Source organism: Streptomyces sp. NPDC006197 (assembly GCF_040613865.1).
Lineage (GTDB): Bacteria > Actinomycetota > Actinomycetes > Streptomycetales > Streptomycetaceae > Streptomyces.
Window position 1 is genome coordinate 15,752 of record NZ_JBEXSZ010000074.1, and the last position, 23,323, is coordinate 39,074.

Here is a 23,323-nt window from a genome sequence, read left to right on the forward strand (position 1 = left end):
AGACGGGCGAGCTGACCGGCCCCGAACAGGAAGCAGAGACGACAAGGTGACAGAAGCGATACTCCTGGTCGGTGGCAAGGGCACAAGGCTGCGACCCCTCACGGTCAACACGCCCAAGCCCATGGTCCCGGCGGCGGGCGTCCCCTTCCTGACCCACCAGCTGGCCAGGGCCCGTGCCGCCGGCATCGAGCACATCGTGCTCGCCACCTCCTACCTGGCCGAGGTCTTCGAGCCGTACTTCGGCGACGGCTCCTCCCTCGGCCTCAGCCTGGAGTACGTCACCGAGGAGGAGCCGCTGGGCACCGGCGGCGCGATACGCAACGTGGCCTCGCGCCTGCACTCGGGCCCCGACGACCCGGTCCTCATCTTCAACGGCGACATCCTCACGGGCCTCGACATCCAGGCCCTCGTCGACACCCACTCCTCCTCCGGAGCGGACGTCTCGCTCCACCTCACCCGGGTCGAGGACCCGCGCGCCTTCGGCCTGGTCCCCACGGACGACACCGGCCGCGTCACCGCCTTCCTGGAGAAGCCGCAGACGCCCGAGGAGATCGTCACCGACCAGATCAACGCGGGCGCGTACGTCTTCAAGCGCTCGGTCATCGACTCGATCCCCACGGGACGCCCGGTCTCGGTGGAGCGGGAGACGTTCCCGGAGCTGCTCTCCGCCGGGGCGCACCTCCAGGGCATGGTCGACTCCACGTACTGGCTGGACCTCGGCACCCCGCAGGCCTTCGTCCGCGGCTCCGCCGACCTGGTCCTCGGCCGCGCCCCCTCCCCGGCCGTCCCCGGCCGCTGCGGCGACCGCCTGGTCCTGCCGTCCGCGCGCGTCGCCCCGGACGCCAAGCTGACCGGCGGCACGGTCGTCGGCGCGGACGCGGTCGTCGGCGAGGGCGCCCGCGTCACCGGCTCCGCGCTCCTCGCGGGCGCGGTCGTCGAACCGGGCGCGGTGATCACGGACTCCCTGATCGGCGCGGGGGCCCGCATCGGCGCCCGTACGGTCGTCAGCGGGGCGGTCGTCGGCGACGGGGCGCAGGTGGGACCGGACAACGAACTCCGCGAGGGCGTCCGGGTCTGGTGCGACACCACCCTCCCCGCAGGCGCGGTCCGCTTCTCCTCGGACCAGTAACCCGCGCCCCCCGTTGTGGGCGATCGGCCCAGCGGGGCGATGGCCCACACGGCGGGCGGACGGGCGCACCGCTCGCAGGCGCGCGCCCCCACGACGGGTCCGGGTGCGACCCCGCGCGGCTACGCTCTTATCCATGGCCGGCCGCTTCGCACCCAGACCCACCCGCACCACCGTCCGCGGCGGCCACGTCCCGGGCACCTCGCTCGACCTCGGCCTCACCCTCGGCCCCCTCCGCCGCGGCCCCGCCGACCCCACCTTCCGGGTGACCCCGGACGGCTCGGTCTGGCGGGCCAGCCGCACCCCGGACGGCCCCGGCACCCTCCGGGTCCGGATCGAGCAGGGGCGGCCCGGCGCCGAGGCGTGGGGCCCGGGAGCCGCCTGGCTCCAGGACAACCTCCCCGCCCTCCTCGGCGCCGAGGACGACCCGGCCGCCTTCGTCCCCCGCCACAGGCTGCTCCTGGCGACGTACCGCCGCCGCCCGGGTCTGCGTCTCACCCGCACCGGCCTGGTCCTGGAGTCGCTGATCCCGTCGATCCTGGAGCAGAAGGTCACGACGCACGAGGCCTACGGCTCATGGCGCCACCTCGTCCGGAAGTACGGCGAGCCCGCCCCCGGCCCCGCCCCCGAGGGCATGTACGCGATGCCGGACGCCCGCACCTGGACGCAGATCCCCTCCTGGGAGTGGCACCGCGCGAACGTCGACGGCAAGCGTTCGGCCACGATCGTCCGCGCGGCGAGGGTCGCGGCCCGGCTGGAGGAGGCCGCGCTCATGGACCCGCCGGCGGCCCGCGAGCGCCTGGAGCTGATCCCGGGCATCGGACCCTGGACGAGCGCCGAGACGGTCCAGCGCAGCAACGGCGCCCCGGACGAGGTCACCACCGGCGACCTGCACCTGCCGGGCATCGTCGGCTGGGCGCTCGCGGGCGACCGTACGACCGACGACGAGGCGATGCTGGAGCTCCTGGCCCCGTACGCGGGCCAGCGCCACCGCGCGGCCCGCCTGATCCTCCTCAGCGGCCGGGTGCCGCCACGCCGGGCCCCGCGTATGACGCCGGGCGACATCAGGGCCCTCTAGAAGACCCTCACCGCACCTCGACGAACTCCGAGGCGAGCCGCGCAGGGCGTTCCTTCGGCGGGGCCGCCGGGTGGCCGATGGCGACCGCGCCCATCGGGTCCCACTCCTCCGGAAGCCCGAGGACCTCCCGTACGACGTCCCGGCAGAACATCGTCGAGGACACCCAGGCCGAGCCGAGCCGCTCACCGGCGAGCGCCACGAGGAAGTTCTGCACGCCCGCGCCCGTGGCCACGACGAACATCTCGCGTTCGGCGGCGTCCCGGCGCGGGTCGCCGTAGTGGTGGGAGCCGTCCATGACGAGGCAGGGCACGGCGAGGTAGGGCGCGTCGCGCAGGACGTCCCCGCGCCGGATCCGCTTCGCGACGGACTCCTCGGACTTGCCGTCCCGCCGCAGGTCCGCGATCCACGCGTCCCGCATCGCGTCGAGCAGCCGGGTCCGCGACGCCGCCGACTCCAGGAGCACGAACCGCCACGGGGTGGTGTGGTGCGGCGCCGGGGCCGTCACGGCGGCGGCGACCGCGCGCCGGACCGCCCCCGGGTCGACGGGCTCGTCGGTGAACTCCCGTACGGTCCGCCGCAGCGTCACCGCCTCCCGTACGGCCTCCGAGGTCCCCAGCCGGAACATGTCGTCGGCGGCGGGGCGGACGAGCGCCCGCGCGCCCTCCTCGCCGTCGCCGCCCACCACATGGGGCAGTCCGCGGACGACGGCGACGGGAAGCCCGGCCGCCTTGCCCTTCACCAGGTCGCCGGCGGCGGCCAGTTCGTCGGCGGTGGCGACCACGGTCGCGCTCAGCGGATTGCCGTGCGCGTCGGTCCCGCCGCGCAGGTCGTCGAGGACCCGCACGCCGGCCGCGCCGATGGCCACGTCGGTGAGGCCGGCGCGCCAGGGCCGCCCGAAGGTGTCCGTGACGACGACGCCGACGTCGACGCCGAGCGCCTCGCGCAGCCCCGAACGGATGCGCCGCGCCGAGGCGTCGGGGTCCTCGGGCAGCAACAGCACCGTCCCGGAAGGAGTGTTGGAGGCATCGACGCCGGCGGCGGCCATGACGAGCCCCTGCCGGTTCTCGACGATCCGCAGGGTGCCGCGCCGCGCCACCACCCGTACCGTCTCGGCGTCGATGGCCTCCTCGCGGTCGTCGGCGGCGACCACCCGGCCCTCGGCCTTGCTCACGATCTTGGAGGTGACGAGCAGGACGTCCCCGTCGGCGAGCTCCGGCGACGCGGAGGCGATCAGCTTGGCCAGATCGTCCCCGGCGGCCACCTCGGGGAGCCCGGGAAGCGCCCAGACCCGGTACGACGGGACGACCTCCTCCGCCGCAGTCACCCCCGGACCTCCTCGGCCAGCGCCAGCGCCTCGCGCGCCATCGCGGCCGTCGCGTCCACGTCGGTCATCATCAGCGGCACCGCGCGGCAGGCGATGCCCGCCGCCTCGACCTCCGCGACCGCGCCCGCGTCGACGGTGTCGACGAGCCAGCCGCCGACGAGTTCGGCGCCGTAGTGCAGGGCGACCGCCGCCGCCGTGGACTCCACGCCCACGGCCGCGAGCACCTTGTCGGCCATGCCGCGCACGGGGGAGTCGCCGACGATGGGGGAGAGGCCCACGACCGGCGCCCCGGCCGCGACGACCGCCTCGCGGATCCCCGGCACGGCCAGGATCGTGCCGACGCTCACCACGGGGTTGGACGGCGGGAAGAGGATGACGTCCGCCTCGGCGATCGCCTCCAGGACGCCCGGCGCGGGCTTCGCGGCCTCCGCGCCGACCGGCACGACGGCCTTCGCGTCGACGGAGGCGCGCAGCTTCACCCAGTACTCCTGGAAGTGCACCGCGCGCTGCTCGCCGTCCACCTCGATCGCCACGTGCGTCTCGACGCGGTCGTCGGACATGGGGAGGAGGCGCACGCCGGGCTGCCAGCGGGCGCACAGCGCCTCGGTGACGGCGCTCAGCGGGTAGCCCGCGCCGAGCATCTGCGTGCGGACGATGTGGGTGGCGAAGTCGCGGTCGCCGAGGCCGAACCACTCGGGCCCGACCCCGTACGCCGCGAGCTCCTCCTTGACGGTGAAGGACTCGTCCGTACGTCCCCAGCCCTGCTCCTCGTCGATGCCACCGCCGAGGGTGTACATCACCGTGTCCAGGTCGGGGCAGACCTTCAGCCCGAAGAGATGGATGTCGTCACCGGTGTTGCCGATGACCGTGATCTCCGCGTCCGGCGCGGCCTGCTTGAGGCCGCGAAGGAAACGGGCACCACCGATGCCGCCGGCCAGAACCACAATGCGCATGCACGCAGTTTGTCAGGCGAGGGCGACACCGGGGGCGGCCGGGGCGCACTGGGCCTGGAGCGACTCGTGCATCGACTCGTGCATCGGCATCTCGGTCAGGCCGGGGAAGTAGACGTGCAGGCTGACGGCCGGTTCGAGGGAGTCGTTGACGACCTCGTGGACGTACCCGGGGGCGAAGACGCGCTGCGCGCCGCCGGCGAGCGTCCGCGCGCCCCGGTCCGTGCGCTCCGTCAGCTCGCCCTGCAGGACGGTGAGCACGCCGGAGGAGAGGCCGTGGTCGTGGAGCCCGCTGCCCTGTCCGGGCACCCAGGAGAGCAGCCACACCTCGTAGCCGGGCCCGGTGCGCAGGCGGTGGTACCAGCGGGTGGTGGCGTCGTACTCGACGTGCGGGGCCCACTGGGAGCGGTCGTCGGCGATGGAGCGCGCGAGGCCGGCGAACTCGGCCACGGTCTCGGGGTGGGCGCGCTCGGGCTGGAGGAGGTGCTGGACCTCGAGGATGTCGCCGGCGATCTGAAGGTCGCTGTCCATGTTCATGGGATGGGGAGGTTCCTCAGCAGAAACAGAAGCGGTGGGGGGTCACGGAAGAGAGGTGACACGGGTGACGCGGGGTGACGCTGGGGGAAGAAGCTGGAGCTCTAGGGCATCAACAGCTGGGACAGCAACAGCAACAGCGCGCCTGGACAGCGCGGCGGAACCCACGGCTGTGGGTCGCGGAGGGCGCTGCGGTCGCTGGCATGCCACCAAAGGTGGACGGAGGGGCACCCGACTGTCAACTCAATGCCCGATTTGGGGGTAATGTTTCACCTCATCCGGTTGCTGCGCCCGGAGAAAGGTTTGCTCAGGCGCGGACCAGGACAGATGGCGCTTCGACCGCGCCCTCAAACATGGGGGGACGTGATCGGACTGTGATCCAGATCGCTTCCGTGGCCGGATCGCAACAAGATCCAAGTCCTGGACGTCCTCCTCCGTGAAGGCGGCGCGGCGCGATCAAGCCAGCGGCATGTGTCACCTTTTTGGTGATTTGAACACTTTCCGCATAGGCTTGGTTCCGCAGAGTGAATACGGGGCCCAATAGCAGATCTCGGCTTGACTCGCACAGAGCACGAACTTGTAATTTCACTCGTGTCGTTCGGCCGGGTTCGCCCCGGCAACATCACGGGGACGCACAGAACAGACGAGGGGCGCACATGACCGAGTTGTTCCAGGAACTGCTGGTCGAGGACGCGGACGAGGAACTCGGCTGGCAGGAGCGCGCGCTGTGCGCCCAGACCGATCCCGAGTCCTTCTTCCCCGAGAAGGGCGGCTCGACCCGCGAGGCCAAGAAGGTCTGCCTCGCCTGCGAGGTCCGCTCCGAGTGCCTCGAATACGCCCTGCAGAACGACGAACGGTTCGGCATCTGGGGCGGCCTCTCCGAGCGGGAGCGACGCCGGCTGAAGAAGGCCGCCGTCTGAACGGCGCGAAGCCTGCCGGGCCCCCCGCGCCACGGCGCGCACACCAGGACATGACGAACGGTCCGCCCCCTGTGCACCATCCACAGGCGGCGGACCGTTTCGCGTACCCGGCACGAAGCGTCCGGCGCGAAGTGTCCGGTACGAAGTCGTCCCGCACGGGTCTGTCCACAGGGCGGCGGACCGCTCCGCGTGCAGCCGTTAGTGTGGGCCTCCGTCCGAGACGCTCCCCACGCCCCCCGCGGGCGACCCCGGCCGGAGGGCCCGTAGCTCGATGTCCTCAACTCCTGAGTTTCCGCGACACGTCGTCACCGCCGTGCTCGTCACCCACGACGGCGCCCGCTGGCTGCCCGACGCACTCGCCGGGCTGCTCGCCCAGGAGCGCCCCGTGCAGAACGTGGTGGCGGCCGACACCGGCAGCGCCGACGACTCGGCGCAGCTCGTCGCCGACGCCATCGGCGCCGACCGCGTCCTGCACCTCGCGCGCCGCACCGGCTTCGGCGCCGCCGTCGAGGAGGCCGCCCGCACCGCGCCCCTGCTCGGACCCGAGGAACTGCCCTACCTGAAGCGCCCCAGCGGCTGGGACCCCGCCAGCCGGACCTGGAACGACGAGGCGTACGACCTCCCCGAACTCCCGCACGGCGAACCGGTCCAGTGGCTCTGGCTCCTCCACGACGACTGCGCACCCGAGCCCGGCGCCCTCGCCGAACTCCTGCGCGTCGCCGACTCCGACACGGAAGCCGCCGTCATCGGCCCCAAGCTGCGCGGCTGGTACGACAGGAAGCAGCTCCTCGAAGCCGGCGTGAGCATCGCCCGCAGCGGCCGCCGCTGGACCGGACTCGACCGCCGCGAGCAGGACCAGGGCCAGCACGACCAGGTCCGCTCCGTCCTCTCCGTCTCCACCGCCGGCATGCTGGTCCGCCGCGACGTCTTCGAGGGCCTCGGCGGCTTCGACCGGCGCCTGCCCCTCATGCGCGACGACGTCGACCTGTGCTGGCGCGCGCACTCCGCCGGCCACCACGTCCTCGTCGCCCCCGGCGCCGTCCTGCGGCACGCCGAGGCCTCCGCCCGCGAGCGCCGCACCGTCGACTGCGCCGGCCGCACCGCCGCCAACCCGCACCGGGTCGACAAGGCCGGCGCCGTCCACACGCTCCTCGCCAACACCCGCGGCCGCGCCCTCCCGTACGTCCTCGTACGGCTCGTCCTCAGCACCCTGCTCCGCACCCTCGCCTACCTCGTCGGCAAGGCCCCGGTCCAGGCGGTCGACGAGGTCATGGGCCTCCTCGCGACCCTGCTGCGCCCCGAGAAGATCCTCGCCGCCCGCAAGCGCCGCAGGAACCCGGCCGTGCCCAACGGCGAGTTCCGCTCCCTCTTCCCGCCGCCCGGCGCCACCGTCCGCGCCACCGTCGAGCAGATCGCCTCCCACTTCGGCGGCTCCGAGGCCGACACCGGCGGCTCCCGCCACGGCGTCGTCGAGTCGGGCCCCGGCGGCGACGACGCCGACTACCTGGAGATCGAGCAGTTCGCCCGGCTCAAGAAGATCGCCCGCAAGCCCGGCCCGGTCCTCTTCGCCCTGCTTCTCCTCGTCTCCCTGGTCGCCTGCCGCAACCTCTTCGCCGGCGGCTCCCTGGCCGGCGGCGCCCTGCTGCCCGCCCCCGACACCGTCTCCGGCCTCTGGTCGCGGTACGCCGACGCCTGGCACGCCCTCGGCACCGGCGGCACCCAGACCGCCCCGCCCTACCTCGCCGTCCTGGCCGCGCTCTCCGCGCTGTTCCTCGGCTCCACCTCCACCGCGCTGACCCTGCTGCTCGTCTGCTCGGTTCCGCTCGCCGGCTTCACCGCGTACTTCGCCGCCCGCGGCATCGTCGAGTCCCGGCTCCTGCGCGCCTGGGGCGCCATCGCGTACGCCTTCCTGCCCGCCGCCACCGGCGCCCTCGCCGCCGGCCGGCTCGGCACCGCGGTCCTCGCGATCCTGCTCCCGCTGATCGCCCGAGCCGCCGTCGCCGCCCACGGCCTCAACCGGCCCGACCGGGGCAGCTGGCGCGCCACCTGGGCGTACACCTTCCTGCTCACCTTCGCGACGGCGTTCACCCCGGTCGTCTGGCCGCTCGCCGTTCTCCTCGGCCTCGGCGTGCTCGCCGTGCGCCGCTCCGACCTCACCGCGTACGGACTGCGCTTCCTGGCCGCCGTCGGCACCCCGCTGCTCGTCCTCGCACCCTGGTCGCTCACCCTCCTCACCGACCCCGGCGCCTTCCTGCGCGAGGCCGGCGTCGACGTCCGTACGGGCACGGCCACCGCGCTCGACCTGCTCGGCACCAGCCCGGGCGGCCCCGGCACCACCGGCGGCCTGCTCCTGATCGGCCTCGTCCTCGCCGGCCTGGCCGGCCTCCTGCGCGAGGAGCGGCAGCTCGCCGTCCGCACGGCCTGGGCCGCCGCCCTCGCCGGACTCCTCTTCGCCGTCCTGTCCAACGGCGTGGGCGGCACCGGCTGGGCCGGACCCGCCACCCTCGTGTACGGCGCCGCCCTCATCGCCGCCGGCATGATCGGCGCCGAGGGCGGCCGCACCCGCGTCGCCGCCCACGGCTTCGGCTGGCGCCAGCCCGTCGCCGCCCTCATCGCCCTCGCCTGCGCCCTCGGCCCGGCCGCCGCCGCCGTCGGCTGGATGATCGGCGGCGCCGACGGCCCGCTGACCCGCCGCGACCCGGTCCAGGTCCCGGCCTTCGTCGCCGAGGAGAGCGGCACCCGCGACCAGCCCCGCACCCTCGTCCTCGGCGCCGGCGCGCCCGGAGAGGTCGCCTACACCCTGGTCCGCGGCTCCGGCGCCCGCCTCGGCGACGCCGAACTCACCGCGGCCGCCGAGGACGACCCCCGCCTCGACGCGGTCGTCGCCCGCCTCGTCGCCGGCTCCGGCGCCGACCAGACCCAGGAGCTCAGCGGCTACGCCATCCGCTACGTCCTCGTACGGGACGGAGCACCGCGCCAGATGAGCCGCGTCCTCGACTCCACGCCCGGCCTCAGCCGCCTCAGCCAGCTCGACGGCAGCGCGCTCTGGCGCGTCGACCGCGAGATCGCCCGCATCATGATCGTCCCGCCCGCGGCCAAGGAAGGCGCGGAGGCCACCGCCAGGCCGGTCGCCGTCGCCGCCGGCCCCGTCGAGGCGCACACCCAGATCCCCGCGGGCCCCGCAGGCCGCGTCCTGCGCCTCGCCGACCGCGCCGCCGACGGCTGGACCGCCACCCTCGACGGCAAGGAGCTGACGCGGACCACCGTCGACGACTGGGCCCAGGGCTTCGAGCTCCCCGCCGGAGGCGGCCGCCTCGACCTCACGTACGACGAGCCGCTCGGCCACACCGCGTGGATCTGGGCCCAGGCCGGCCTCGCCGTCGTCCTGCTCGTCCTCGCCCTGCCCGGGCGGCGCCGCGAGATCGACGACGACCTCCCCGAGGAGGAGCTCGCGATCCCCGCCCAGGCGACCGAGGGCGACGGCCGCCGCGCCCGCCGGCTGCGCGCCGCCGCGGAAGCCGAGGCCGAGGCGGAGGCCGCCGGGGCCCCGGAGGGCGAGCCCGTCACGATCCCCGAGCAGCAGTCCTACGAGCCCGGGGACCAGGAACAGGAGTGGGACGGCGGCTACGACCCGGCCTACGCCCAGGCCCCCGCGCAGCAGGCCCAGGAGCAGCCGCAGAGCCAGCCGTACGCCGACCAGGGCTACTACCAGGACTACGCGGCCGACCCGTACCAGCAGCAGCCGTACGCGTACCCCCAGCAGGGGTACGAGCAGCAGCCGCAGCAGTACGACCAGCAGCCCGCGCAGTCGTACGACCCCCAGCAGTACGACCAGCAGTACGACCAGCAGCAGTACGACCCGTACGGCTACGGCTACGGATACCCCCAGGGCCACGAGACCGAGCAGCGTCCCGACGGGAGCAGCAACCAGTGAAGCGCACGACCCTCTCCCTGATCGCGGGCGCCACGGCCCTCGCCGCCGTCACCGGTTTCGCGGCCCTCACCGCCCCGGACGGCACCGCCGCCCCCGAGGCGAAGGCCACCACCCGTCTGCCGGTGGAGCGCGTCGGCCTCGTCTGCCCGGCCCCCAGCACCTCCGAGGTGGCCGAGACGCTCTACACCTCGTACACCCCGACGGGCACCGGCGCGGCGAAGGGCACCCCGGGCACGACCGGGCAGCCCACCGCCCTGCTGCGGGCCGCCACGAGCGCGCCGCCCGCGGACGGCACCGGCAAGACCGGCAAGAAGCCCAAGGCCCCCAAGGTCCCGGCCACCGTCACCACTCCCGGCAAGCCCGTCACCGCCGAGGCGGAAGGCGGCTCCGTGCCCGCCCTCACCGGCTCCGCGACCGGCACCCTCGCCCCCGGCTGGACCGTCCAGCAGACCACCGTCGTCCCGGCGGGCGGCGCGCGCGGCCTCCTCGGCCTCGGCTGCGGCGCCCCGGACACCGACTTCTGGTTCCCGGCCGCCTCCACCGCCAAGGACCGCCAGGACTACGTCCACCTCACCAATCCGGACGACACGGCCGCCGTCGCCGACATCGAGCTGTACGGCCCCGAGGGCCTCCTCAAGTCCCAGTTCACCGAGGGCATCCCCGTCCCCGCCCACTCCACCGTCCCGGTGCTCCTCTCCACCCTCACGAGCGGGAGCGGCCAACGGGACGTCACCGTCCACGTCACCACCCGCAGCGGACGCGTCGGCGCCGCCGTCGCCGCGGCCGACGACAAGCTCGGCAGCGACTGGATCGCCCCGGCCGCCGACCCGGCGAGCACCGCCGTGCTCCCCGGCATCCCGGCCGACGCCACCTCGGTGCGGCTCGTGGCCTTCGCCCCCGGCGACGACGACGCCGACCTCAAGGTCCAGCTGGTCACCGCGACCGGCACGATCGTCCCGGCGGGCGGCGGCTCGCTCCACGTGAAGTCCGGGATGACGGCCTTCGCCGACCTGCCGGACCTCACCCGGGGCGCGGTGGGCTCCCTGCTGCTCACCCCGAGCGACCCGAAGAAGCCGGTCCCGGTCGTGGCGGCCCTCCAGGTCGTGCGCGGCAAGGGCGAGAACACCGAGATCGCGTTCATCCCGGCGACCGCCGCCGTCTCCGCCCGCGCGACCGTCGCCGACAACCGCGCCAAGGGCTCGACGCTCTCCCTGACCGCCCCCGGCGCCGACGCCCGGGTCAAGGTCACCGCCTCGGCCGGTTCCGAGGGGGGCACGCCGGTGTCGAGGACCGTCACCGTCAAGGGGGGCACGACGACGGTCCTGACCGACCTCGCACCCGAGGGCCTCAAGGGCTCCTACGCGCTGACCGTCGAACCCGTCTCCGGCGGCAAGGTCCACGCGGCGCGGACCCTCGCCCTCCCGGAGGACGGCATCCCGATGTTCACCGTCCAGACCTTCGTCGACGACCGGGGCACGGTGGAACTCCCGACGGCCCACCAGAACCTGGGCGTACTGGACTGAGGCCGGCGGTCCGCACGGGCGGGCGGCCTCGATGAAGCCGGCGGTCCGTACGGGCGGCCTGGTCCTGCCCGTACGGGCTCAGTCCTGCCCGTACCGAGGATCCACCGACTCGGGAGAGAGCCCGAGCAGCTCGGCGACCTGCTCCACCACCACCTCGTGGACCAGCACCGCCCGCTCGTCCCGACTCTTCGAGCGGATCTCGACCGGCCGCCGGTAGATGACCACCCGGGCGGGTTCGTTCTTCTCGGCGGGCAGCGCGCCGCCCAGCGGCACCGTCTCGCCGGACACCGGCGGCGGCACCTCCATCACCATGAAGTCGACGTCCGCCAGCTGCGGCCAGCGCCGCTCCAGGCGCTCCACCGAGTCGAGGACGAGATCGCGGAAGGTGTCGGCCCGGCTCGCGGAGAGCGGCACCTGCGGCGGCGCGACCGGTCCCCGCATCCCGCGGCCGTGCCGGTCGCGGCGGCGGACCCGAGGCTCCGCCGGGGGCTCCACGGGACGGTGCGAGGGGCGCGGCGGCACAGGACTGTCCATCACTGACGCAGCGTAACCCCCATCCGTCCCACCGCACCGTGGCGCATCCTCGCCGACCTTCCCGGCGTGCCCCCGCCCCCGCCGCGCCCCTTGTCGAAACCTGAACATTCCGGCCGAGCTCACGCCCGATTCGACGGCCCGTCGCGATCGGCCATCTGGCCCTGGTTGACCGGATTTGTATCTCAAGGTGTCCGGATACCCCCCTTCCCTCCACCCCCTGGGCCCCCTCCCTCGCAGGTCAGAGCCGCCATCACCCGAAGGGGGGTGGTGAAGGTCACACCGCGACACGGTGGAGTGACCTGAGGGAGAGTCGTCGCGGCCCGCTCAAGAGTGCGGTACCGTCCAACGTCGTGAGCCCTGTACGTCGCTGTTCGCGCACCGCGTGCGGCCGCCCTGCCGTCGCGACACTGACGTACGTCTATGCCGACTCGACTGCGGTCCTCGGCCCGCTCGCCACCTACGCCGAGCCCCACTGCTACGACCTGTGCGCCGAGCACAGCGAGCGCCTCACCGCCCCGCGCGGCTGGGAGGTGGTGCGGCTCTCCGACGGATCCGCCCCCGCCCGCCCCAGCGGCGACGACCTCGAAGCGCTGGCCAACGCGGTCCGGGAGGCGGCCCGCCCCCAGGAGCGCGCGGCCGGGGCCGGCGGCAAGATCGGCGGAGGCCGTGGCGGCGACCCCATGGAGGTCGGGCGCCGCGGACACCTCAGGGTGCTCCGTTCCCCTGACAACTGACGGCATCCGGCCACCGTCCGCGACCCCCCGACCCCGCTCCGGGTAGTTTTGGCGTTCCGCACACGCGCCGCACACGCGTGTCAGAGCACTCAGGAGGGTGGATCCGTGACTGCCGATCTGTCGCAGATCGTGAAGGCGTACGACATCCGCGGAGTCGTACCCGACCAGTGGGACGAGACGCTTGCCGAGCTCTTCGGCGCCGCCTTCGTAAGGGTGACGGACGCGGACGCGATCGTCATCGGCCACGACATGCGGCCCTCGTCGCCCGGCCTCGCGGCCGCCTTCGCCCGCGGCGCGGCCCGCCTCGGCGCCGACGTCACCCTCATCGGGCTCTGCTCCACGGACCAGCTGTACTTCGCCTCCGGCAGCCTCGGCCTGCCCGGTGCCATGTTCACGGCCTCCCACAACCCGGCCCAGTACAACGGCATCAAGATGTGCCGCGCCGGCGCCGCCCCCGTCGGCCAGGACACCGGTCTCGCCGACATCCGCGCCCTCGCCGAGGAGTGGTCGGAGAAGGGCGCCCCCGAGGCGGCGGCGAAGCAGGGCGCCATCACCGAGCGCGACACCCTCGCGGACTACGCCGCGCACCTCAGGAACCTGGTGGACCTCACCGCGATCCGCCCCCTCAAGGTGGTCGTCGACGCGGGCAACGGCATGGGCGGCCACACCGTCCCCACCGTCTTCGAGGGCCTCCCGCTCGACGTGGTCCCCATGTACTTCGAGCTGGACGGCACCTTCCCGAACCACGAGGCCAACCCGCTCGACCCGAAGAACATCGTCGACCTCCAGGCCCGCGTCCAGGCCGAAGGCGCCGACCTCGGCCTCGCCTTCGACGGCGACGCCGACCGCTGCTTCGTCGTCGACGAGCGCGGCGAGCCGGTCTCCCCGTCCGCGATCACGGCCCTCGTCGCCGCGCGCGAACTCGCCAAGAACCCCGGCGGAACGATCATCCACAACCTGATCACCTCCTGGTCGGTGCCGGAGGTCGTCCGCGAGCAGGGCGGCGAGCCGGTCCGCACCCGCGTCGGCCACTCCTTCATCAAGGAGGAGATGGCGAAGACCGGAGCGATCTTCGGCGGCGAGCACTCGGCGCACTACTACTTCAAGGACTTCTGGAACGCGGACACCGGCATGCTCGCCGCGCTCCACGTCCTCGCGGCCCTGGGCGGCCAGGAGGGCCCCCTGTCCGAGCTGGTCTCCGCCTACGACCGGTACGCCTCCTCGGGCGAGATCAACTCCACGGTCGCCGACCAGACCGCACGGATGGCCGCGGTGAAGGCGGCGTACGAGGGGCAGGACGGGATCACCCTCGACGAACTGGACGGCCTGACCGTGACCTCGGCGGACTGGTGGTTCAACCTCCGGGCCTCCAACACGGAGCCGCTGCTCCGCCTGAACGTCGAGGCCCGCGACCCCATGACGACCGAGTGGCTCACCGAGCACGTCCTGGCCATGGTCCGGGCGACCGACTGACCCCGCCGTCCGGCCGGGGAACGGGGCGTGCCCCGTTCCCCGGCGGTAGGCTGACCTGGCCCGATCCGTCTGTTCGAAGGGACACCCCATGCCGCTCGAAGCCGGCCTCCTGGAGATCCTGGCCTGCCCGGCCTGCCACGCTCCGCTGAACGACCGCACGGCGGACGAGACCCCCGAGCTGATCTGCACGAGCCCCGACTGCGGCCTCGCCTACCCGGTCCGCGACGGCATCCCGGTCCTCCTCGTGGACGAGGCCCGCAAGCCGGAGTAACGCACCGACGGCCGTGCCCCCCGTGTGGGCAGTCGTTCCGCCGGGACGGTGCCCCCGTCCACCCCGTTGTGGGCAGCCGTTCCGCCGGGGCGGCACCCACCCACCCCGTTGTGGGCAATCGTTCCGCTGGGGCGGAACGGGTGGGCACAACGGAACGGCGCCCCTTGCCGGGCCCAGGCTCCCGCGCCCGAACCCGCACCACGAGGACCGGCCCCGCACCGCGCAGCGCCCCGCACGGGCCCCCGTACCCACCCCCGTCCACCCGGGAGGCACCGCACATGCTCGACGAGACCCTCCTCGACGCCCCGGACGACCTCGCCCTGGCCGACCGCCGCGGCCTCCTCCGCGGCGCCGCCGAAGCCGGCGCACGGGTACGGACCGCCGCCCGTCACGCCGCCGAGGCCGGCATCGCGGACCTCCGCCCCGAGGGCCGCCCCCGCGCCGTCCTGGTCGCGGGCCCCGGCACCGTCGTCGCCGGCGTCGCGGACCTGATCGGCGCGCTCGCCGGAGCCGCCGCCCCCGTCGTACGGCTCCAGCCGACCGGCGTCGCCCCCGCCGCCGGCGCCCTGCGCTGGGCCCTGCCGGGCTGGGCGGGTTCGGTGGACCTGCTGCTGCTCCCGACCACGGACGGCGGCGAACCGGGCCTCGGCGTCCTCGCCGAGCAGGCGTACCGCCGGGGGATCACGGTCGTCGCCGTCGCCCCGAAGGCCTCCCCGCTGGCCGAGGCGGTGAACGGCTCGCGCGGCCTGTTCGTCCCGTTGGCGATGGCCCCGAACGAGTCGCCCGACGAGTACGCCGAGAGCATCGCGGCCAGCCCGGGCGCCCTCTGGGCCCTGTTCACCCCGCTGCTCGCGCTCCTGGACCGTGTGGGTCTCATCGAGGCGCCGCCCGAGGCCCTGGAGAAGGTCGCCGACCGTCTGGACCGCATGGCGGAACGCTGCGGCCCGGCCATCGCCACGTACAGCAACCCGGCGAAGACCCTCGCCGCCGAGCTCGCGGACTCGCTCCCGCTGATCTGGACCGAGGGCAACGCCGCGGGCCCGGCGGGCCGCCGTTTCGCCGCGATCCTCGCCGAACTCGCGGGCCTGCCCGCGCTCGCCGCTGAGCTCCCGGAGGCACTGCCGGCGCACGGGGTCCTCCTCGCGGGCGACTACGCGGCGGGCGCGGACCCGGACGACTTCTTCCGCGACCGCGTGGACGAGCAGCAGGCGCTCCGCGCGCGCGTGGTCCTGCTCCGCGACCGCCCGGCAGAGGGGCTGACCGCCGCCCCGGCCGCCCGCGAACTGGCCCTCGGCCACGGGACCGCGATCAGCGAGCTGGAACCGGAGGAGGGCGGCGACCTGGAGACCCTCGCCGAACTGCTCGCGGTGACGGACTTCGCGGCGGTGTACCTCGCCCTGGCCACCCCGGGCCGCACCCCGCACTAGCCCCGAGCGCCCACCACCGACCCGCACCGACCCGCACCAGCCCGTCGCCCGCTCACCCGCTCCAGCCCCGTCGCCCGCTCACCCGCACCAGCCCAGCGCCCGTCCGACGCCCACCGGCACCAGCCCCAGCCGACCCGGGCGCCGGGACACCACCCGAACCGGTGTGACGCCGGAACCGCCGGGACACCGCGAGGACCCCACTCCGTCACCCGCGTGCCCACCACCCCGACACCCGCCCGTCACCCGCCCCCTGTCACCTGTCACCCGACACCGAAGACCCGTTACCACTCCGAGGAGCTGGCAGGCACCATGGACCGCCTCGTCAACACCGTCCGTCCCTACGCCTGGGGATCCACGACGGCCATCCCGGAACTGCTCGGCATCGCCCCCACCGGCGAGCCCCAGGCCGAGATGTGGATGGGTGCCCACCCCGGTGCCCCCTCCCGCACCGAGCGAGGCGCGCTGAACGACCTCATCGCCGCCGACCCCGTACGCGAACTGGGGGAGCGGACCGTCGAGAAGTTCGGCCCCCGGCTCCCGTTCCTCCTGAAGCTGCTCGCCGCGGGCGCCCCGCTCTCCCTCCAGGTCCACCCCGACCTCGCGCAGGCCGAGGCCGGGTACGCCGCCGAGGAGGCCGCCGGCATCCCCGTCGACGCCCCGCACCGCACGTACAAGGACGCCAACCACAAGCCCGAGCTGATCTGCGCCCTCACCCCCTTCGACGGCCTGTGCGGCTTCCGCAACCCCGTCGAGGCCGCCGACCTCATCGCCGCGCTCGGCGTCGACTCCCTCAAGCCGTACGTGGACCTCCTCCACGCCCACCCCGAAGAGGCCGCGCTCCGCGAGGTCCTGACGGCCCTGCTCACCGCCGACCGCGAGGAGATGGCGCACACCGTCGCCGAGGCCCATGCCGCCGCCGACCGCCTCGGCGGCGACCACGCCCCGTACGCGCTCCTGGCCCACCACTACCCCAGCGACCCCGGCGTCATCGCCGCCATGCTCCTCAACCGCGTCCGGCTCCAGCCCGGCGAGGCCCTCTACCTCGGCGCGGGCGTCCCGCACGCCTACATCGAGGGCCTCGGCGTCGAGATCATGGCCAACTCCGACAACGTGCTGCGCTGCGGCCTCACGCCCAAGCACGTCGACGTCCCCGAACTCCTCCGCGTCGTCCGCTTCGAGCCGAACGAGCTGACCGTCCTGCGCCCCGAGGCCTCCCCCTCCGGCGAGGAGGTCTACGAGACCCCGATCGACGAGTTCCGCCTCTCCCGGTACGTCCGCGCGGAAGGCGCCGCCCCGACCGACGTCACCGCACCCACCCCGCAGATCCTGCTCGCCGTCGCGGGCCGCACGCAGGCAGGGGAGGTCACCCTCGCCCCGGGCGAGTCCGTCTTCGTACCGGCCGGCGAGGCCGCCGAGCTGACCGGAGCGGGCACCGTCTTCCGGGCGACCCTCGTGGCCTGATGCGACAATGACCGGCCGAACCGCGGCGATCGAGCCGGAGCATCGACGAAGGGACCACGTACACCCATGAGCGCGTCAGGCGGAACCAAGGCGATCGTGGCGGCACTCGCCGCCAACCTCGCGATCGCCGTAGCCAAGTTCGTGGCGTTCCTCTTCAGCGGTTCGTCGTCGATGCTCGCCGAGAGCGTCCACTCGGTCGCCGACTCCGGCAACCAGGGCCTGCTGCTCCTCGGCGGCAAGAAGGCCCAGCGCGAGGCCACCCCGCAGCACCCCTTCGGCTACGGCCGCGAGCGCTACATCTACGCCTTCCTCGTCTCCATCGTCCTCTTCTCCGTCGGCGGCATGTTCGCCGTCTACGAGGGCTACGAGAAGATCAAGCACCCGCACGAGATCGAGGCCTGGTACTGGCCGGTCGGCGTCCTGGTCTTCGCGATCATCGCCGAGGGCTTCTCCTTCCGCACCGCCATCAAGGAGTCGAACGAGCTCCGCGGCGGCCTGTCCTGGAAGGACTTCATCCGCCGCGCCAAGGCGCCCGAGCTGCCCGTCGTCCTCCTGGAGGACTTCGGCGCCCTCGTCGGCCTCGTCCTCGCCCTCGGCGGCGTCGGCCTCGCCCTGCTGACCGACAACGGCGTCTGGGACGGCATCGGCACCCTCTGCATCGGCGTCCTGCTCATCCTGATCGCGATCGTCCTCGCCGCCGAGACCAAGTCGCTGCTCCTCGGCGAGGCCGCCGGCACCGACGAGGTCAAGAAGATCGAGGCGGCCGTCGTCGACGGCAGGACCGTCACCCGCCTCATCCACATGCGCACCCTCCACCTCGGCCCCGAGGAACTCCTCGTCGCCGCCAAGATCGCCGTCCGGCACGACGACACGGCCGCCGAGGTCGCGAACGCCATCAACGCCGCCGAGGAGCGCATCCGCGCCGCCGTCCCGATCGCCCGGGTCATCTACCTGGAGCCCGACATCTACAGCGAGACGGCCGCCGCGGCGGGCAACGACCCGGCCAAGACCCCCGGCGGCTCCGGCCACTGACCCCCGCGGGCGAACACGCCCCGCTCCGCCCCAGGCCCCCGGGACGCACGCCCCGGGGGCCTCGTGCGTCCGATGCGGACTGTGGCCCGCCGCACCGATCGGTGTAGATTCGTGACCAGCCAGACGTCGCTGCTGATGGCGGTCGGGCGGTCCGCGGACCGGCCGAGGGAGAGAGGGCCTCCGACGACGGCACCGAGGAAGCGCCCGGGCATTCGTGTGCCCAGGGCGCCTTGCCGTGGTGCCAGGCGCCTCAACCGACCCTCGCACTCGCACACACGAGGAGCAGCCCAGTCATGACGACTGCCGCCCACCAGGACTTCAAGGTCGCCGACCTCTCCCTGGCCGCCTTCGGCCGCAAGGAGATCACCCTCGCCGAGCACGAGATGCCCGGCCTGATGTCGATCCGCCGCGAGTACGCCGAGCAGCAGCCGCTCGCCGGCGCCCGCGTCACCGGCTCCCTGCACATGACCGTGCAGACCGCCGTCCTCATCGAGACCCTGGTCGCCCTCGGCGCCGAGGTCCGCTGGGCCTCCTGCAACATCTTCTCCACCCAGGACCACGCCGCCGCGGCCATCGCCGTCGGCCCGAACGGCACCCCGGAGAACCCCCAGGGCGTCCCGGTCTTCGCCTGGAAGGGCGAGACCCTGGAGGAGTACTGGTGGTGCACCGAGCAGGCCCTCACCTGGCCGAACTCGCCCACCGGCGGCCCGAACATGATCCTGGACGACGGCGGTGACGCCACCCTCCTCGTCCACAAGGGCGTCGAGTTCGAGAAGGCCGGCTCCGCCCCGGACCCGTCCACCGCGGACAGCGAGGAGTACGGCCACATCCTCCGTCTCCTCAACCGCACCCTCACCGAGAACCCGCAGAAGTGGACCCAGCTGGCGTCCGAGATCCGCGGCGTGACCGAGGAGACCACCACCGGCGTCCACCGCCTGTACGAGATGCAGCAGGCCGGCTCCCTCCTCTTCCCGGCGATCAACGTGAACGACGCCGTGACGAAGTCGAAGTTCGACAACAAGTACGGCTGCCGCCACTCCCTCATCGACGGCATCAACCGCGCCACCGACGTCCTCATCGGCGGCAAGACGGCCGTCGTCTGCGGCTACGGCGACGTCGGCAAGGGCTGCGCCGAGTCCCTGCGCGGCCAGGGCGCCCGGGTCATCGTCACCGAGATCGACCCGATCTGCGCCCTCCAGGCGGCGATGGACGGCTACCAGGTCACGACCCTCGACGAGGTCGTCGAGACCGCCGACATCTTCATCACCACCACCGGCAACAAGGACATCATCATGGCCGCCGACATGGCCAAGATGAAGCACCAGGCCATCGTCGGCAACATCGGCCACTTCGACAACGAGATCGACATGGCCGGCCTCGCCAACGTCCCGGGCATCGTCAAGGACGAGGTCAAGCCGCAGGTCCACACCTGGACCTTCCCCGACGGCAAGGTCCTCATCGTCCTCTCCGAGGGCCGCCTGCTGAACCTCGGCAACGCGACCGGTCACCCCTCCTTCGTGATGTCGAACTCCTTCGCGGACCAGACCCTGGCCCAGATCGAGCTCTTCACCAAGCCGCAGGACTACCCGATCGGCGTGTACGTGCTGCCGAAGCACCTGGACGAGAAGGTCGCCCGCCTCCACCTGGACTCGCTCGGCGTCAAGCTGACGACCCTCCGCCCCGAGCAGGCCGCCTACATCGGCGTCGAGGTCGAGGGCCCCTTCAAGCCGGACCACTACCGCTACTGATGCCCCGGCCGGCGGCGCCCGCGCGCTGACGCGGCGCCGTCCCGGACACCCGTAGAGGACTCAGGCAGGCCCCCCGCACCCCCGTGCCGGGGGGCCTGCCCCGTCCGGCCCCCGCTACCGCTTCCAGGAAGCGCCCCTCCCGAGGACCACCCCATGCCCCGCGGCCGTTATTCGCTCCATGACCCGCACGATCACACCCCCCTCGGTGAAGAACACTTCCACTGCGCGCCCGGCCCCTCGGGCTGGCGCTACGTCTCGCAGATCACCGCCCCCTCCGGCGACCACCGGGGCTCCGTCGACCTGGCCGTCGACGAACTCGGCCGCCCCATCCGCCTCGAACTGCACGCCGCGAGCTGGCAGGTCCGCGGCGCGGCCCTCGACGGCGTCACCTGGGTCCGCACGGACCCCACCGGAACCCACGCCACCGAAGGCAATGTGCGCGCCCACGCCTTCACCGGCACGTCCCCGGCGTTCCTCGTCGCCCTCACGCGACTCCTGCGTCTCACCCCCGATTCCCCCGAGACCCGTGTCAGGCTCGTCGCCTTCACGGACCCGGTGCTCGCCCCCCTCACGGTCGACCAGTCCTGGGCCCTGCTGAGAAGTGAAGCGCACGCCACTGACAACGGCCCCCTGATGGTGGACGAGTACCAGGTCAGCGCCCTGGACACGGGCGAACGCCATACGGTCCATATCGCCGGAGACGTGGTCCTCGCCGCCCCCGGCATCGAACTCGAAGACCTCGAAACCCCGCCCTCGGTCTTCCCCTGACCGGACCCCTCAGGCCGGCGGAGCGAACCCGGTGGCACGCGCCCCGGACTCCACCGACGACCCGCCGACGGGAGGAGCGACAACAGGGGAAGCGACGACCGGGGGAGCGATGACCGGGGGAGCAGGGGAAGCGACGACCGGAGGAACTGGGGCCTCGACCACCGGGGCAGCCGGAACAGGCGGCGAAGGAACAGCACCCGGCACCACCCCGGCGGCCGACGGCGCGAACACCCGCCGGGCGTCCCGCGCCTGCCGCTCGGCCATCACCCCCGCCAGATAGGCGTCGGCCGGAACCCCCGCCGGCGGCGGCGTACCGGTCCGCGCCACCAGCTCGTCGGCCAGCCGCTCCGCCAGCCGGCGCCCCACCACCGGGTCCAGCTCACGCGACCGCGTCAGGTACTGACGCACCTCCAGCCACAGCGCCTCCGGCACCGCCGAGAGGTCGACCCCGGCGAACCGCCCCACCAGCCACGGCGGCGGCGGAGGCACGGCCAGAACCCTGGCCGCGGGTATCCGCTCCCGCACCACCAGCGTCCCCGCGAAGACGTCCCCGAGCCGCCGCCCCCGCTCGGACACCAGCGAAGCCACGAGGGCGACGACCCCGAAGGTCATCAGGATCTCCACGACCCCCATGGCACCGCGGACCAGCGCGTGCCGGAACCGGATCGGCCCCCCGTCGTCCCGGACCACCCGCAGCCCACAGGCCAGCTTCCCCAGCGACCGCCCGTGCGACAGCGTCTCCACCGCGATCGGCGCCCCGACGAGCACCAGCAGGAAGGACGCGACAGACACCGCCATCACCGCCGCCTCGTCCAGCGACGCCGTGGCGACCGCCAGCCCGAGCGCGATCAGCAGATACACCGCCCACACCGCCACCAGGTCGATGAGCACCGCGAGCGCCCGACTCGGCAGCTGCGCGGGCTGCAACCCCAGGACGACCGCATCACCCGTCACAAGACCACTCACGGCACCCACCCTTCTCCGCCCTTCCCGACCCCTCCGAACGCCAGTCTGCCAAGCTGACCCGCAGCGCGCCGCAGTAGTACGGACCCGTCCGCAGCCAGTGCCTGGAGCAGCAGCCGATCATGGACCTCGACGTCTACGTGACCGCCCACCGCGCCGAGTGGGAACGCCTCGACCACCTCCTGCGCCGGGGCGGCAAGCTCACCGGCGCCGAGGCCGACGAACTCGTCGCGCTCTACCAGCGCACGGCCACCCACCTCTCGATCGTCCAGTCGAGCACCCCGGACCCGATGCTCACGGCCCGGCTCACCCAGCTCGTGGCCCGCGCCCGTGCCACCGTCACCGGCACCCGCCGCTCCTCCTGGCGCGACGCCGTCCGCTTCCTCACGGCCGGCTTCCCCGCCGCGGTCTACCGCTCCCGCCGCTGGTGGATCCCCACGGCCGTCCTCTCCACACTGCTCGCGGTCCTCATCGGCTGGTGGATCGGCACGCACCCGGAGGTCCAGGCCTCGATCGGAGCCTCCACCGACCTCCGCGAGATGACCCGCCCCGGCGGCCAGTACGAGACGTACTACTCCAGCCACCCGGCGGCCTCCTTCGCCGCCCAGGTCTGGACGAACAACGCCCAGGCAGCGGCCATGTGCCTGGTCCTGGGCGCGTTCCTGGGGATCCCGGTGCTCTGGATCCTCTTCCTGAACATGCTGAACCTCGGCGTCGGCATCGGCCTGATGTCCTCTGCCGGCCGCCTCGACGTCTTCCTGGGCCTGATCCTTCCCCACGGCCTGCTCGAACTGACCGCCGTCTTCGTGGCCGCCGGTACGGGCCTCCGCCTCGGCTGGACCGTGGTCGACCCGGGTCCCAGGACCCGCCGCGCCGCCCTGGCGGAACAGGGCCGCGCGGCGGTCGGCATGGCGATCGGCCTGGCCCTGGTCCTCTTCGTCTCGGGCCTGCTCGAAGGCTTCGTCACCCCTTCCGGCCTCCCCACCTGGGCCCGCATCACCATCGGCATCGCCGCCGAACTGGCCTTCCTCGCCTACGTGTACGTGCTCGGCGGCCGTGCCGCCCGGGCCGGCGACACGGGAGACCTGGAGGAGCCCGACCGCAGCGCCACGCTCCCTACCGCCGCCTGATGTGCGTCGACCCCTCCCGAGCTGCTAGTCTCCTCCGGTGCTCGCGAAAGCTGTTGACACGGCGGTCGCGGGGAGGTAGATTTAAACGGTTGCCTAGAACTGGACAGTTCGGTAGCGACCGGGTAGAGTCTCACTCACTCCGGCAGGGAATTCGATTCCACGGAGTCACCCCGATTCTTATTCGAATCACGAAAGCCACCGATTAGGTCGGCCGAAATGAATCTGATAAAGTCGAAATCGCTGAAAGGCCCCGGAGTGAAAGCGAACGGGACCGGAAAGCACCGAGGAAATCGGATCGCAAAGATCTGATAGAGTCGGAAACGAAGGAAGCGCCCGGAGGGCCCGGAAACGGGACCGAAGGAAGCGTCCGCACCTTGAGAACTCAACAGCGTG

19 protein-coding genes are annotated in these 23,323 nt (G+C 73.3%); 14 read left to right on the forward strand and 5 right to left on the reverse strand.

All coding sequences use genetic code 11. The features are described from left to right. Positions 1–46: 46 nt before the first annotated feature. Complete coding sequence (locus tag ABZ318_RS22770) at positions 47–1,129, forward strand: NDP-sugar synthase (protein WP_356904314.1); 1,083 nt, start codon at positions 47–49, stop codon at positions 1,127–1,129. A gap of 133 nt (positions 1,130–1,262) precedes the next feature. After that, complete coding sequence (locus tag ABZ318_RS22775) at positions 1,263–2,204, forward strand: DNA-3-methyladenine glycosylase 2 family protein (protein ID WP_356904315.1); 942 nt, start codon at positions 1,263–1,265, stop codon at positions 2,202–2,204. A 7-nt stretch (positions 2,205–2,211) separates the two neighbouring features. Here ABZ318_RS22775 and ABZ318_RS22780 read toward each other — a convergent pair whose 3' ends face one another. From ABZ318_RS22780 to ABZ318_RS22790, 3 genes are read right to left on the reverse strand one after another with little or no spacing between them, the layout of a single operon-like run. Then, on the reverse strand, positions 2,212–3,528 hold the full coding sequence (locus ABZ318_RS22780; RefSeq protein ID WP_356904316.1) for a coenzyme F420-0:L-glutamate ligase: 1,317 nt from the start codon (positions 3,526–3,528) through the stop codon (positions 2,212–2,214). Continuing rightward, complete coding sequence (gene cofD, locus ABZ318_RS22785; protein ID WP_356904317.1) at positions 3,525–4,481, reverse strand: 2-phospho-L-lactate transferase; 957 nt, start codon at positions 4,479–4,481, stop codon at positions 3,525–3,527. Before cofD ends, ABZ318_RS22780 begins: the two co-directional genes overlap by 4 nt. Before the next feature lie 12 nt (positions 4,482–4,493). Then, positions 4,494–5,015 carry a cysteine dioxygenase family protein gene (locus ABZ318_RS22790; protein WP_356904318.1) on the reverse strand — a complete coding sequence of 174 codons (522 nt, stop codon included), beginning with the start codon at positions 5,013–5,015 and terminating at the stop codon, positions 4,494–4,496. A 653-nt stretch (positions 5,016–5,668) separates the two neighbouring features. On the opposite strand from ABZ318_RS22790, the gene ABZ318_RS22795 reads away from it, so the two are divergent. The 3 genes from ABZ318_RS22795 (at position 5,669) to ABZ318_RS22805 (ending at position 11,389) form a co-directional block, all read left to right on the forward strand. Further along, complete coding sequence (locus ABZ318_RS22795) at positions 5,669–5,932, forward strand: WhiB family transcriptional regulator (protein WP_015033978.1); 264 nt, start codon at positions 5,669–5,671, stop codon at positions 5,930–5,932. 271 nt (positions 5,933–6,203) lie between these two features. Next, entirely contained in the window at positions 6,204–9,866 is a 3,663-nt protein-coding gene (locus ABZ318_RS22800; protein WP_356904319.1) for a glycosyltransferase family 2 protein, read from the forward strand. Continuing rightward, positions 9,863–11,389, forward strand: coding sequence for a DUF5719 family protein (locus ABZ318_RS22805; RefSeq protein WP_356904320.1), 1,527 nt, complete (start codon positions 9,863–9,865; stop codon positions 11,387–11,389). The genes ABZ318_RS22800 and ABZ318_RS22805 overlap by 4 nt, the downstream gene beginning before the upstream one ends. A gap of 78 nt (positions 11,390–11,467) precedes the next feature. Here the strand turns inward: ABZ318_RS22805 and ABZ318_RS22810 are convergent, their stop codons facing one another. Beyond that, complete coding sequence (locus ABZ318_RS22810) at positions 11,468–11,923, reverse strand: metallopeptidase family protein (protein ID WP_356904329.1); 456 nt, start codon at positions 11,921–11,923, stop codon at positions 11,468–11,470. Positions 11,924–12,222: 299 nt separating this feature from the next. Here ABZ318_RS22810 and ABZ318_RS22815 point away from each other — a divergent pair, with 299 nt between their 5' ends. The 8 genes from ABZ318_RS22815 (at position 12,223) to ABZ318_RS22850 (ending at position 20,837) form a co-directional block, all read left to right on the forward strand. Then, a complete protein-coding gene (locus ABZ318_RS22815) occupies positions 12,223–12,657 on the forward strand; it encodes a DUF3499 domain-containing protein (protein WP_356904330.1) in 435 nt (144 codons plus the stop codon). A 105-nt stretch (positions 12,658–12,762) separates the two neighbouring features. Continuing rightward, a complete protein-coding gene (locus ABZ318_RS22820) occupies positions 12,763–14,130 on the forward strand; it encodes a phosphomannomutase/phosphoglucomutase (protein WP_356904321.1) in 1,368 nt (455 codons plus the stop codon). 88 nt (positions 14,131–14,218) lie between these two features. Continuing rightward, the gene (locus ABZ318_RS22825) at positions 14,219–14,401 is read left to right on the forward strand and encodes a Trm112 family protein (protein ID WP_356904322.1); all 183 of its coding nucleotides are present in this window, start codon (positions 14,219–14,221) and stop codon (positions 14,399–14,401) included. Between the two features lie 278 nt (positions 14,402–14,679). Next, positions 14,680–15,828, forward strand: a complete 1,149-nt coding sequence (locus tag ABZ318_RS22830) for an SIS domain-containing protein (protein WP_356904323.1) — start codon at positions 14,680–14,682, stop codon at positions 15,826–15,828. Positions 15,829–16,137: 309 nt separating this feature from the next. Then, a complete protein-coding gene (gene manA / locus ABZ318_RS22835; RefSeq protein ID WP_356904324.1) occupies positions 16,138–17,289 on the forward strand; it encodes a mannose-6-phosphate isomerase, class I in 1,152 nt (383 codons plus the stop codon). Positions 17,290–17,355: 66 nt separating this feature from the next. Beyond that, complete coding sequence (locus ABZ318_RS22840) at positions 17,356–18,321, forward strand: cation diffusion facilitator family transporter (protein ID WP_356904325.1); 966 nt, start codon at positions 17,356–17,358, stop codon at positions 18,319–18,321. A 293-nt stretch (positions 18,322–18,614) separates the two neighbouring features. Then, a complete protein-coding gene (ahcY, locus tag ABZ318_RS22845; protein ID WP_356904326.1) occupies positions 18,615–20,069 on the forward strand; it encodes an adenosylhomocysteinase in 1,455 nt (484 codons plus the stop codon). A 153-nt stretch (positions 20,070–20,222) separates the two neighbouring features. After that, positions 20,223–20,837, forward strand: a complete 615-nt coding sequence (locus ABZ318_RS22850; protein WP_356904327.1) for a hypothetical protein — start codon at positions 20,223–20,225, stop codon at positions 20,835–20,837. Positions 20,838–20,846: 9 nt separating this feature from the next. Here the strand turns inward: ABZ318_RS22850 and ABZ318_RS22855 are convergent, their stop codons facing one another. Then, positions 20,847–21,803 carry an RDD family protein gene (locus ABZ318_RS22855; protein ID WP_356904328.1) on the reverse strand — a complete coding sequence of 319 codons (957 nt, stop codon included), beginning with the start codon at positions 21,801–21,803 and terminating at the stop codon, positions 20,847–20,849. A gap of 119 nt (positions 21,804–21,922) precedes the next feature. Between ABZ318_RS22855 and ABZ318_RS22860 the strand changes: the two genes are divergently transcribed. Beyond that, positions 21,923–22,930 carry a stage II sporulation protein M gene (locus ABZ318_RS22860; protein ID WP_093875818.1) on the forward strand — a complete coding sequence of 336 codons (1,008 nt, stop codon included), beginning with the start codon at positions 21,923–21,925 and terminating at the stop codon, positions 22,928–22,930. Positions 22,931–23,323 lie beyond the last annotated feature (393 nt).

Coding starts and splice junctions, on each gene's coding strand:
- ABZ318_RS22775 (WP_356904315.1), top strand. CDS start 1,263: ATGGCCGGCCGCTTCGCACCCAGACCCACCCGCACCACCGTCCGCGGC.
- cofD (WP_356904317.1), bottom strand. CDS start 4,481: ATGCGCATTGTGGTTCTGGCCGGCGGCATCGGTGGTGCCCGTTTCCTT.
- ABZ318_RS22790 (WP_356904318.1), bottom strand. CDS start 5,015: ATGAACATGGACAGCGACCTTCAGATCGCCGGCGACATCCTCGAGGTC.
- ABZ318_RS22795 (WP_015033978.1), top strand. CDS start 5,669: ATGACCGAGTTGTTCCAGGAACTGCTGGTCGAGGACGCGGACGAGGAA.
- ABZ318_RS22800 (WP_356904319.1), top strand. CDS start 6,204: ATGTCCTCAACTCCTGAGTTTCCGCGACACGTCGTCACCGCCGTGCTC.
- ABZ318_RS22810 (WP_356904329.1), bottom strand. CDS start 11,923: ATGGACAGTCCTGTGCCGCCGCGCCCCTCGCACCGTCCCGTGGAGCCC.
- ABZ318_RS22825 (WP_356904322.1), top strand. CDS start 14,219: ATGCCGCTCGAAGCCGGCCTCCTGGAGATCCTGGCCTGCCCGGCCTGC.
- ABZ318_RS22830 (WP_356904323.1), top strand. CDS start 14,680: ATGCTCGACGAGACCCTCCTCGACGCCCCGGACGACCTCGCCCTGGCC.
- manA (WP_356904324.1), top strand. CDS start 16,138: ATGGACCGCCTCGTCAACACCGTCCGTCCCTACGCCTGGGGATCCACG.
- ABZ318_RS22840 (WP_356904325.1), top strand. CDS start 17,356: ATGAGCGCGTCAGGCGGAACCAAGGCGATCGTGGCGGCACTCGCCGCC.
- ahcY (WP_356904326.1), top strand. CDS start 18,615: ATGACGACTGCCGCCCACCAGGACTTCAAGGTCGCCGACCTCTCCCTG.
- ABZ318_RS22850 (WP_356904327.1), top strand. CDS start 20,223: ATGCCCCGCGGCCGTTATTCGCTCCATGACCCGCACGATCACACCCCC.
- ABZ318_RS22860 (WP_093875818.1), top strand. CDS start 21,923: ATGGACCTCGACGTCTACGTGACCGCCCACCGCGCCGAGTGGGAACGC.